Source organism: Streptomyces sp. PKU-EA00015, from assembly GCF_013387495.1.
In the GTDB taxonomy this organism is placed as follows: Bacteria; Actinomycetota; Actinomycetes; order Streptomycetales; family Streptomycetaceae; genus Streptomyces.
Genome location: NZ_JABZEE010000089.1, coordinates 20,453 through 31,058, shown reverse-complemented (window position 1 = coordinate 31,058; position 10,606 = coordinate 20,453). Strand labels below are relative to the sequence as shown.

Here is a 10,606-nt window from a genome sequence, read left to right as displayed (position 1 = left end):
CAAGATCCGTTTGAAGACGGACCCTAGAGGCGCTGAAGGACCTTCATTCCAAGTGAACCGGGAAGTCCACCCCGAGGCCGGCACCGGCCCAGGGGCGCGGTGCGTCGCGGCTACCGCGGCGCCGGGCCGGCCATGGTCCGTGTTTTGCATGTTTGCCCGGGGAGCGCGGTGGAAGAGTTGACCCCGACGACCGGCCGGCCGAGTCGCTGGAGGGACGGCCGATTCTGCTCGACGCCCTGAACAGAACAGGAGCCCGCCGTTGCGCCTCTACGCGCAGACTCCCGCACGCCGGAACCGCCAGGTGCTCGTGGACCTGATCGCCGTGGCCCTGATCGCCCTCACGGTGTGGGCGGCATTCTTCGTCCGCGGCATGATCATGCTGCTGGCTGAGCCGGGGCGGAAGGTCGAGAGCTCCGGAGACGGCCTCGCCGAGGAACTCGGCAACGCCGGGGACGCGGCGTCGGACGTACCGCTCATCGGCGACGTCCTGAAGAAGCCGCTCCAGTCCGCATCCGACGCCAGTACCGGCTTCGCCGACGCCGGCGCATCGTTCCAGGAGACCGTCACCCAGGTCGCCGACGTGACGACCACGGCTCTCATCGTCATCCTCCTGCTCTTCATCCTGGTTCTGTGGATTCCCCCGCGCCTGCTCTGGATTCGCCGCAGCATGATCGTCAGCCATCTCGCCGACGCGCCGGGCGGCGCCGACCTGCTCGCCCTGCGCGCCCTCACCGGCCCGCCAGCCACCCTCGCCAAGCTGCCCACCCCGCCCGGCGGATTCGCCGACGCCTGGCGCCGGGGCGACCAAGAGGTCATCGCCACCCTCAGCGCGGTCGCCCTCGCACACACCGGCCTGCGCCGCTGACGCACGCCTTCCACGGCGGGGGACAGCCGACGGACGGATGCAGGCCCGGGCACCAGAGGTGCATGACGGGTGAGGAGGCCGCGGTGGCACAGCACGGCGGGGGCGGAACGGTCGTGGTAGGGGTGGCCGAGGCCGAGCACCAGGACGAGATCGTCCGCTTCGCGGCCGAGGAAGCCGCACGCCGGGGCTGGAGGCTGCGCATCTTGCACGCGGTGGAGTGGCCTATGCCTCCGGGCGTGCCCGGGGAGGGGAGCCGGCTTCCTTTGTCGAACGGGCGGAAGGGGTGGTCGCGCCGCTGCAGGAGGCGGTATCGAGGGAGTTTCCGGGAGTCGATGTCTCGCCTGATCTCGTCTCCGGGTCTCCGGCTCCGGCGCTTGTGAACCGATCCTCACAGGCATCATTGATCGTGGTGGGTCATCGCGGGGCCGGCGGATTCGCCCGGCTACCGCTGGGCTCGGTGAGCTGGCAGGTGGCCACCCACGCCGAATGCCCGGTCGTGGTGGTCAGGCCCCGCGACACCGGGCGACTCAAGGAAAACCGCCTGGTCGTCGGCGTTGACCTGCCTGACGTGAGATCCGAGGTCATGCACTTCGCCATCCAAGCCGCAAGCACACGCCGGGCGGTCCTCGAGGCCGTGTACGCAGCCTTCCAGCCAGTCGTACTCAAGACGGGGCCCGCGGGGCCGGCCGTGCCGGATCCAGGCGCCATGGCTGACAACGCCCGAGAGGTTTTCGACCCGCCCTGCAGCCCTACCGGCTCGAGAACCCAGGCATCGAGACCCGGTCGCGGATCGAAGGGGGCCGCCCGGCACAAGAGCGAGCCCGTCAAGAAGGCCGAGGCCGAGATCGCCCAGCTTCGCGAAGACCTGGCCAAGGCCCGCGAGGAGAAGCGGAAACTGACGGAGCTCGTCGGCATCTACGCGGTCATGATCGAGCAGTTGGCCCAGGAGCGGGCCGAGGCGATGACCGAGCGCGATGAGGCTCTGGCCGCGAGGGACGTGGCGCTGGGCGTCACCGCCTTGCCCACCACTCCGCCGCAGCAGCGGGCCGCCCCTGCTGGCGGACGCCCGCGCCGTCCGCTCCCGCGCGGAACGGCGCAGCCGGACCAGCAGCGGCTACAGCGCACTCCACACATCTGTCCAGGCACGGTCGAACACGGCCGCGCCCCTCCACGCCAGAGCGCGTAATAACACGCGCTGCGCCGGCGACCCGTGTGCCGCACCCCGCGCCTCTTACCGGACGAGCTGCGCCCCTGACCCCGGGATGGTACCGCTGGTACCATTGGTGCCATGTCAGAGCCTAAAGCCATGAATCTGCGCTTCCCCGACCCTGAGCAGCGGGCTGCGATCGCTGCCGCCGCAGCGCAGGAAGGGGTGAGCATGCAGGAGTACATCCTCTCCGCCGCCTACACGCGCGCTACCGCGGTCGAGCAGCGGTTCCTCGACGGCTTCAAGGAGTCGATGGCCCGCAGCGCCGCCGCCTTCGCCGCCGAGCCCAGCAGCACCGACCCCTCCGCGGAGCAACGCACCGCCGAACAGCAGGCCCGTGCTGAGCTCGAGCAGCAGGAGCGGGGCCAGGCCGCGTGACCGAGCCCGCACCGCATCATCCGCTCGAGGTCACCTTTCTGCTGCACGCCGCCGAGCTCCTTCCCGGCGACCCCCAGGTTGACGATCTGGGTCCCCTGTTCGCGGCCGCCGCGCGGGTCAACGCCCGGTCCATGGAGCACGACATCTACAGCTCCGTGCACTTCAAAGCCGCCGCGCTGCTGCAGACCCTGGCAAAGCTCCCCTGCCTCGAGCACTCCAACGATGCCTTCGCCTGGCACTCCACCGAGGCCTACCTCGCTCTGCACGGGCACAGGCTCGAGTACCCGCCCAAAGCCGCCGTCATCCTCGTACGCGACGTCGCCGCCGGAACGCTGAGCGTCCCGCGCATCGCCCGCCAACTCCGCAGCTGGACCGTCAACTGACCGCGAAGAGGGGCTTAGGGGACTTCGGCAAGGCTCCAGCCGGCATGCGCCTGGGACATGGAAAGCGGGAGGCCGAGCGCCCGATGAGAGAACGGCAAGGAGTTCCTTGGCGCGAAACCGCTCAGGTCATGATGCTCAGCTGTGTGGCCTGCGGAGTGGCGTGGGGCATTCTCAACCTCCTCGACGAACCGACGCTGCCTGTCGCCTCCCCGGTCATGATGCTCCTGGCCCGCTGGTTCTGGGCTCGCTACCGATACTGGGACGCAGGTGCTGCAGCAGCCTGTGCGGGCTCGACCGTTGCCTTCGTTCTGACGGACTTGACGCGGCCACAGTTGGACCGGATCACGGCAGACGCATTGGTGACGGCAGCCGCAGCAGCGGTCGCTCTGGTCGTATTCACGGGGGCGTCGCAGCTGACGTCTTCCAGCCACCCGATCAGAACTAGGGCCTCTCGTTTGGATCATGCCGGGCTCGCGGGCCCTGGCACGCACGCTCGCCGCGTTGTCGTCGGTCGCCATGGCTCCGCCATTGTCTCCCTCCTCCGCCTTGCGATCGCACGCACCAGACCCCGCTCACTGATCCGGTCTGATCCAAACGAAAGACCCTAGGTGATCCATAGTCTCTGACAACCATCACTCACGGCCGCCTCGGCGGTCGTGCAGTGCTCAACGTTGGTACCCATGTGCAGCTCCTTGGTGAGGGCCCACCCGGCCTGGCCTCGCTCGGCGGCCTTGGTGGCTTGCATGTGGCGGCCGGCGGCGCGCAGCTGCAGCGCGGCCTGGTGGTCGCCGGTGTGCCAGACCTCAAGCACGCCCCGTTCGGACGCCGCACGCTCGTGCCGGTTCACGGTGAGGGGTGAGCTCGCCGAGGCGGTGCCGCCAGGCCCAATGCCCTGGAGCTGCCTCAGGTCGCCGATGGCCGCCACCTTCGTGCCGATGCGCGCGGCTCCGTCATGAGGACCGGGACAGCGCGGTCGTCACTATCGACGCCTCATCCACGACCAGGGCATCGACCCGGGATAGTTTGCGGCCCGTCTGGATCTGCTCCGGCCACGCGACTTCCGTACGGGGATCGCGGAGGCGTCATGCGGCTGTGGGTCATGTCCCCCTTACTTGCACCACGGCTGCGGCACCGCGACGGCGTGTGGGCCCCTGTTCTGGACTGCTCTGACTCACTCACGCGGCGGGTGAGGGAGCCAGAGCGTGCGCATGTCAGTGGAAGGTGATGTAGCCGTTGCCATCGGCGTAGTTGAGGCGCTCGGGCCTCGTGGTTCATGCCAGCCAGCTTGAGACGATGGCTTGGGCGCGGCGTTTGACGGTGAAGGGCTACTGCGCTTTCGAGGCAGGCATGGGCGGTCCTTCGTGGCAGGGTCAGCTGGTGCTGCTGATCAGAGTGTGGAGATCGGCGCGGGCCTGGGGGTTTTCGAGGAACAGGCCGGTGTAGGAGGCGGTGACCATGACCGCTCCCGGCTTTCGGGCACCGCGGTGAGCCAGGCAGCCGTGTTCGGACCGGATCAGGCAGACAGAGCCAAGGGTGGCGAGGTGCTTGTCGAGGGCGTCAGTGACCTGCTGGGTGAGCTGTTCCTGGGTCTGCAGGCGGCGGGCGTAGACGTCCAGCACACGAGGGAGCTTCGACAGGCCGGCGACGGACGCCCCGGGGGTGGGTTGGTAGCCGATGGTGGCCGTGCCGTGGAAGAGCAGCAGGTGGTGCTCGCATACGGAAGTGAAGGGGACGCCGGTGACGATGATGGGCTGCCCGGAGTGGGCGACGGGGAAGGTGCGGGCGAGGTGGACGGCGGGGTCGTCGTCGTAGCCGGAGGTAAATTCCGCCAGGGCAGCCAGGGCTCGACGCGGGGTGTCCACAAGCGCCGGGCTGGTGGGATCCAGGCCGCGGGCCGTGAGCCAGGCCCGGAGGCCATCGGTGTAGGTCTGCTCGGGTGTGGTGGTCATCGGGCCCTCTCGTTTCCCCACGCGAGGACGTGGAGACGGGTGGTGAGGTTGAAGCCGTGGCCAATGGCGGGATCAGCGATGGCGTTCAGGTGGTGGCTGAGGGTGACGGGGTCGGTGCCTTCCGGCATGACCCATACCGTGGACAGAGGGAGACCCCAGGCGGCGGCGTGTGCGGCTGCTTCATCAACGTCTCCTTTGGTGGCGCACACGAACTTGAATGCGGCCCGGCCGGTGGCACGCAGGGCGGCAATGGCGCGGGGGCGCAGGCGGATGTGTTCCGGGTCTCCTGCGTGGGCGAGTTTGGGTGAGACGTTGAAGCGGGCCACGGCCGCGGTTGTTGCAGCAGTGGGGGCGATGGTTCCGTTGGTTTCCACCTCCACCTCGACCCCGGCCACGGTGAGGGCGGCCAGCAATTCGGCCCACCCGGGCTGGTATTGATGTAGAAGCGGTTCCCCTCCAGTGAGAACAACCAGCTGCGGCGCCCCCTCAAGCGCCCGGGCGGCAAGGTCGACCACCAGTGTACGAGTCAGCTCGGTGCGCAGGTCATGGCTGGAGCCGTCCCACGTGTATGGGGTGTCGCACCAGCTGCAGTGCAGGTTGCAGCCGCCGAGGCGGATGAAGGAGGCACGGCGTCCGGTGGACGGCCCTTCGCCTTGTACGGTGGGGCCGAATACCTCGGAGACGACCAGCGTGGGCGTGGTCATGGGGTGCAGGTGGCGGCGTTGACGTGGGTCTCGGCGAGGTGCACGCGTGCGACCCGGGCACCGGGGGCACGGACGAGGTCGGTGAGGGCCTTGTCGGCTACGTCGGCGAGGAGGGCGGCCACGTTTTCCACGGTGGGCCAGCCAGGGACTTCGTGGACCTTGCAGTCGTGGGACCGCAGCACCGGCACGAGAGGGTCATTGGGTCCGAGCATGACTCCGTGGTCGAGGTGGGCGTCAATCCAGGCGCGCAGCGCCTTCTTGAACGGCCCGAACTCCACCACTAGGCCGGCGACGAGCTCCGGGGCTTCGACGGTCACTTCCGCCCACCAGGAGTGGCCGTGGAGCGACTCGCACTTGCCGGGTAGGTGCGGCAGTCGGTGGGCGGTCTCGAAGTTGTGGCGGACCGTGACGGCGTGGGACATCAGGCCATCGCCCCCTCGTACGCAGTGGGGTCGGCCAGACCGGCGTCAGTGAAGGCTTCGCGGCGTTCCACGCAGGTGCCGCAGGTGCCGCAATGCGCGCGGCCGCCCTTGTAGCAGGACCAGGATATTTCGAGCGGGGCCCCAATTTCGTGGGCGTAGGCGGCGATCTGGGTCTTGGACCAGGCAATGAACGGGGCCTCGATGCAGGGGTTGGGGAACCCGTCGAGGGCGGTGGTGACGCTGGCGCGCAGGGCGTCGAGGAACGCGGGCCGGCAGTCGGGGTAGACGGCGTGGTCGCCAGCGTGGATGCCGAGGGCGACGAGGTCGGCATCGTGGGCGGAAGCGATTCCGACGGCAATATTCGCCATGATCGCGTTACGGTTGGGGACGACCGTGGCGCGCATCGATTCCTCGGCGTAATGCCCGTCCGGTACGGCCACATTCGGGTCGGTGAGAGCTGAGCCGGGCATCAGCTTGCCGACGCCGAGGAGGTCGACGGTGTGGTGCTCGGCGTCGAAGTGCGCAGCGACTTCCCCGGCGGCCTGGAGTTCCCTGACGTGACGCTGGCCGTAGTCGAAGGACAGCAGCAGCAGGCGGTAGCCAGTGCCCGTGTAGTGGGCGGCGAGGGTGGTGGAGTCCATGCCGCCGGAGAAGGCGAGGACGGCTAGGGGCTGGGTCACGGGAGGCCTTTCGTAGTGGGTGGATAGGGGCGAGATCCTTGCCTCCGCAGGCCGGCGAAGGCGAGGCTAGACCTTCGTTCCAGTTGCGGCGGCGCGCGACAGAGGTGGGGGGGCTGACGCAGTGTCATTCGTGCTCTTCGGCGATGCCGCAGTGAGCGCCTGGCAGCACGAAGCCTCCCGCTCAAGTCCGGGCAAGTCCCTTGAGGCCATCGGAGCGTCGGGTCGGGTGTGGGCTGTCATCTTGCCGCCTTGTCTTGTGCCGCAACCGAAGGGACGGCAACTGAGATTTCGGGAGCAACACTGCACGTGATGGTGGGATTGTGGACCGGGATGTTCCCTAGTCCTGCGGGCGCAGCTCGGGTTCGGTCACAATCGTGACGCGGTGTGTGTCCGTCTGCACCGATGGTCGTCTATTCATAGGGGGATGCCGCGATGACGCATCGGCATGGGCGGCGTGAACTGCTCTCGCGCAACAAGGAGCTGGATCGGGTGAGGCAACTCCTTGCTAATGCTCGGCGGAGCCGAAGCGGGGTTCTCGTGGTGCACGGTGAGCCGGGAATCGGGAAGACGGCCTTGCTGGAAGAAGCGGTGGCAGAAGCCGAGGGCATGACCGTGCTTCGGGCCACTGGGATCGAGATGGAAGCCGAACTCGCCTTCGCCGGCCTTGGTGAGCTCATCCGTCCCGTGGAGTATCTCGTCGACCGGCTGCCGCCACTACAGGCACGGACTCTGCGTACGGCCCTGTCAGTGGAAGAGGGGGGGACACCGGACCGGTTGACGTTAGGAGCAGCCACGTTGACGCTCCTCACCGATGCCGCAGCGACAGCACCTGTGCTGGTCGCCGTGGATGACGCGCACTGGATAGACGAGGCCAGCACCCAAGCACTGCTCTTCGCCGTCCGGCGTTTGCAGGCCGAGAGCGTCGCCGTGCTGGTCACGGCGCGCGATGGCCAACGAAGCGTATTCAGCGAGGCCGGCCTGCAGACGCTGACCCTCGCCGGTCTGAAACCCTCAGCTGCCGCCGCGCTGGTGCAGCGCCTAGCTGACCTACCTGCCGACAGCGAGACGTTCAAGCGGCTGTACCAAGAGACAGCAGGCAACCCTCTCGCCTTACTGGAAGCTGTGCCCGCTCTGCGTAGCTCCAAGTGGGCCGTACAGGGCTCGGAGAGCCCCCTGCCGGTGGGTTCGCGGTTGACCGCCGCCTATTCCGTCCAGTTGGTCGCCCTACCGGAACCGAGTCGCCGCGCGGTGACGGTTGCGGCCGCGAGTTACACGGAGGAAGCCGCGGTCCTGTTGAAAGCGCTTCATGCCCTAGCCCTGGATGCCGAAGATCTGCAGGCGCTCGAGGCCACAAGCATCATCGAACTGTCGGGCGGCAAGTTCCGGTTCGCGCATCCGCTGCTGCGCGCGGCCGCATACCACACAGCGTCGCCCGAGCAGCGACGACAGGCCCACCGAGCTCTGGCTGGGGCACTCACTGACCGGGACGGCGCGATATGCCGTGACCAGCGCAGCTGGCATCTCGCTGCCGCGGCGGTCGGCCCGGACCCGAACGCGGCGGCCGCCGTGGCCGACACCGCCGCGCGGGCCCGCGACCGTGGTGCCCTGCCCGCCGCGCGCCGAGCTTACGAGCGCGCCGCTGATCTGGCGTCTTCCCCCGTCGAACAGGGCCGCTACCTGCTGGCTGCCGCCGAGACAGCCCAGCTTGCCGGTCGAGGCGACCAGGCACTGGCCCTCGCCGAGGCGGCGACCAACACCACGGAAGACTCGGCGATCCTCGCCAAAGCATGTGGACTGCGCAGCCAAGTACTGCTCCTTCGCCAGCCTCCCCTCGGCGTCCATGACCAGCTGGTCGATATGGCGGCCGGTCTCGAGTTGGACCAACCGACCCAAGCTGTCCCTTTGTTGGTCTCCGCCGCGGGGGCTGCGTGTATGGGTGGCGCGATCCGCCAGGCCCGCACGGCCGCGGACCGCGCCTCAGCACTGGCCCGCCGCGGCGAAGGCCTCACCGTCCTTGCCCATTCTGCCGCTGTCCTGCAGGCCCATACGCTGATGCTCTCCGGCGAGTGCAGGGAGGCGGCCGCCGTGTTCAGCGCCTGCGAGGATTTCCTCACTGGAAACGAGCCGCTCGCTGTCGGTGTCGAAGTGACCAGCTTTTCCGCCATGGACCTCATGTGGCTCGAGCGGTATCCAGCGGCCCGTACGCTGCTGGAACGGGCCATCCGGGGCGCACGAGAGGTCGGCGCCTCCGAACGGCTCGCCCCATATCTAACCGTTCTTGCCGAGACACAACTGCGCACCGGCTACTGGGACGACGCCTACGCTTTGGCCGGTGAAGGAGCTGCCCTCGCCGGTGAGACCGAACAGCCGGTCCTCCAAGCGTACGCGCTTTCCACGCTGGCCCGGATCGAGGCCGCACAAGGACGAGTCGCGCAGTGCCGCGAACACGCCCGCCAGTTCCGCGGGCTCCTGGACAACCGGGGCGCGGAGCTGGTCAGCCCCTACATCGAAGCCGCACTCGGCCTGCTCGACCTGGGAACCGGCAGAGACTCGGAAGCCGCCGCCCGCCTGAACGACCTCCAGCAGCGGGTCAGCGACCTGGGGCTGCGAGAACCGACAGTGCTGCAGCACCAGCCTGACCTGATCGAAGCCAGCCTGGCTGCCGACAACCTTCCAGCCGCTCGTGCAGCTCTGGGCGAGCTCCAAAGCCAAGTCCAACGGTCGCCGTCCGCATGGGGGTACGCCGTGGCCGCGCGATGCCGAGGGCTTGTCGAAAATGGCGAAGACAGCGCCGAGAATGCATATCAGGAGGCCCTGCGACACCACGAGCGCCTGCCGGACCCTTTCGCCAAGGCCCGCACCGAGCTGGCCTACGGCCGGTTCCTGCGCAGAATCAGGAAGCGTCGCGCTGCCGGTCGCCCTCTGACCGCTGCCCGGCAGGTGTTTGAGCGGCTCCGCGCCGATCCGTGGACCGCGCTCGCCGAGAGAGAACTTCGTGCGGCCGGCTTCGGGACGCCTACCCGCCGCCGGCCTGTCCCGGTCGAGCTGACCGAACAGGAGATGCAAGTTGCAGCACTCGTCATCAAAGGTCACACCAACCGCGAAGTGGCCGCCGCATTGTTCCTGTCGGTCAAGACAGTCGAGTACCATCTCAGCCACATCTACGCCAAGCTGTCCGTACGGTCCCGCGTCGAACTCGCCAGTCGCCTGGCCGTCACCAGCGACTGATCAGTAGGGATTCCCGACGAACGACTCCTGACGCTCGAAGCGTTCGTTGCCCTTGCCGAGTGCGGTGGGCAGGAGGTCGGCGAGGGAGCGTACGGCCACGGCGGCTGGTGACCGACACGCCTGATCGAAGAGGTACGGGACGGTGAACAGGCCGGCGATTCAGAGCCTCGATGTGCGGGCGTTCCAGGAGGAGGACGTCGCCACAGTTCTCGGCCTTGTCGTGGCCCCTTTTATCGTCGACCGGCAGACAAGAGCTGGGCGGCAGTCAAGCCGCTCGCGGCAGAAGGCTGGTGGTTGTTCATTGCGCGGCCCAGGGCGGCCAGCAGTTCTGCTGTTTCCCGGGCATCCAGGGCACCCCTCGCCGTTAGCGAAGGCCCACAGCCGCAGGCGTTCCCTCCAGGAGGATCGCGTCGGGCATGATTCCCCCTCGATTCCGAGCATGTGTCTCCGGCTGCCAGGCCCCGGTGTGTATGAGCACGCAGCGCTCGGTCCGGGTAGCCGCGGAGCGGGTGTCCGGCACAACTTCCTCGGGAATCGCGTGCCCTGTTCGGAACGGGGCGGCATGATGGTCACGCGGTGACCCACTCTGGTCGCGGAGAGGAGCGGATCGATGACATCCACGCAGGACGACGGGCCGGGCACCGAGGAGGCGGCAGAGCCGCCGGAGCCCGTACCTCACCGGGAGACAACGGCCATGGACGGCCGGATTCCGGCAGCCCTACTGGACTCGCTCGCGGCGGAACTCTCCTCGTACGCCTCCGCCGGCGACGAAACTGCGGCCGACGCCTGA

11 protein-coding genes and 1 pseudogene are annotated in these 10,606 nt (G+C 68.4%); 7 read left to right on the top strand and 5 right to left on the bottom strand.

What is annotated here, in order from left to right; translation table 11 throughout:
- Positions 1-259 precede the first annotated feature (259 nt).
- The 5 genes and pseudogenes from HW130_RS33925 (at position 260) to HW130_RS33910 (ending at position 2,833) form a co-directional block, all read left to right on the top strand.
- Positions 260-865 (top strand): hypothetical protein, encoded by a 606-nt coding sequence (locus HW130_RS33925; RefSeq protein WP_177153620.1) that lies wholly within the window; start codon positions 260-262, stop codon positions 863-865.
- Positions 866-1,082: 217 nt separating this feature from the next.
- Positions 1,083-1,361 (top strand): annotated as a pseudogene (locus tag HW130_RS37165) (universal stress protein); the annotation flags it as partial.
- Between the two features lie 210 nt (positions 1,362-1,571).
- Positions 1,572-2,051 carry a hypothetical protein gene (locus tag HW130_RS36480; protein ID WP_256356510.1) on the top strand — a complete coding sequence of 160 codons (480 nt, stop codon included), beginning with the start codon at positions 1,572-1,574 and terminating at the stop codon, positions 2,049-2,051.
- Between the two features lie 102 nt (positions 2,052-2,153).
- Positions 2,154-2,450 (top strand): DUF1778 domain-containing protein, encoded by a 297-nt coding sequence (locus tag HW130_RS33915; RefSeq protein ID WP_256356509.1) that lies wholly within the window; start codon positions 2,154-2,156, stop codon positions 2,448-2,450.
- Positions 2,447-2,833, top strand: coding sequence for a fic family toxin-antitoxin system, toxin component (locus tag HW130_RS33910; protein WP_177153619.1), 387 nt, complete (start codon positions 2,447-2,449; stop codon positions 2,831-2,833). Before HW130_RS33915 ends, HW130_RS33910 begins: the two co-directional genes overlap by 4 nt.
- Positions 2,834-3,437: 604 nt before the next feature.
- Here HW130_RS33910 and HW130_RS33905 read toward each other — a convergent pair.
- From HW130_RS33905 to queC, 5 genes are all read right to left on the bottom strand, one after another.
- Positions 3,438-3,758, bottom strand: coding sequence for a hypothetical protein (locus HW130_RS33905; protein WP_177153618.1), 321 nt, complete (start codon positions 3,756-3,758; stop codon positions 3,438-3,440).
- Positions 3,759-4,203: 445 nt separating this feature from the next.
- Positions 4,204-4,782 (bottom strand): GTP cyclohydrolase I, encoded by a 579-nt coding sequence (gene folE / locus HW130_RS33900; RefSeq protein WP_177153617.1) that lies wholly within the window; start codon positions 4,780-4,782, stop codon positions 4,204-4,206.
- Entirely contained in the window at positions 4,779-5,486 is a 708-nt protein-coding gene (locus tag HW130_RS33895; protein WP_177153616.1) for a 7-carboxy-7-deazaguanine synthase QueE, read from the bottom strand. Before HW130_RS33895 ends, folE begins: the two co-directional genes overlap by 4 nt.
- Positions 5,483-5,908 carry a 6-carboxytetrahydropterin synthase gene (locus HW130_RS33890; RefSeq protein ID WP_177153615.1) on the bottom strand — a complete coding sequence of 142 codons (426 nt, stop codon included), beginning with the start codon at positions 5,906-5,908 and terminating at the stop codon, positions 5,483-5,485. Before HW130_RS33890 ends, HW130_RS33895 begins: the two co-directional genes overlap by 4 nt.
- Positions 5,908-6,588: a 7-cyano-7-deazaguanine synthase QueC gene (gene queC / locus HW130_RS33885; protein ID WP_177153614.1), complete on the bottom strand. Its 681-nt coding sequence runs from the start codon at positions 6,586-6,588 to the stop codon at positions 5,908-5,910. Before queC ends, HW130_RS33890 begins: the two co-directional genes overlap by 1 nt.
- A gap of 432 nt (positions 6,589-7,020) precedes the next feature.
- On the opposite strand from queC, the gene HW130_RS33880 reads away from it, so the two are divergent.
- Both HW130_RS33880 and HW130_RS33875 read left to right on the top strand, forming a co-directional pair.
- Positions 7,021-9,816, top strand: coding sequence for a helix-turn-helix transcriptional regulator (locus HW130_RS33880; RefSeq protein WP_177153613.1), 2,796 nt, complete (start codon positions 7,021-7,023; stop codon positions 9,814-9,816).
- A 610-nt stretch (positions 9,817-10,426) separates the two neighbouring features.
- Positions 10,427-10,606 carry a hypothetical protein gene (locus HW130_RS33875; RefSeq protein WP_177153612.1) on the top strand — a complete coding sequence of 60 codons (180 nt, stop codon included), beginning with the start codon at positions 10,427-10,429 and terminating at the stop codon, positions 10,604-10,606.

Bases quoted from the DNA above. Each gene is read 5' to 3' on its own strand.
- HW130_RS33880 (WP_177153613.1), top strand. From the start codon at position 7,021: ATGACGCATCGGCATGGGCGGCGTGAACTGCTCTCGCGCAACAAGGAG.
- HW130_RS33875 (WP_177153612.1), top strand. From the start codon at position 10,427: ATGACATCCACGCAGGACGACGGGCCGGGCACCGAGGAGGCGGCAGAG.
- HW130_RS33915 (WP_256356509.1), top strand. From the start codon at position 2,154: ATGTCAGAGCCTAAAGCCATGAATCTGCGCTTCCCCGACCCTGAGCAG.
- HW130_RS33890 (WP_177153615.1), bottom strand. From the start codon at position 5,908: ATGTCCCACGCCGTCACGGTCCGCCACAACTTCGAGACCGCCCACCGA.
- folE (WP_177153617.1), bottom strand. From the start codon at position 4,782: ATGACCACCACACCCGAGCAGACCTACACCGATGGCCTCCGGGCCTGG.
- HW130_RS33895 (WP_177153616.1), bottom strand. From the start codon at position 5,486: ATGACCACGCCCACGCTGGTCGTCTCCGAGGTATTCGGCCCCACCGTA.
- HW130_RS36480 (WP_256356510.1), top strand. From the start codon at position 1,572: ATGGCTGACAACGCCCGAGAGGTTTTCGACCCGCCCTGCAGCCCTACC.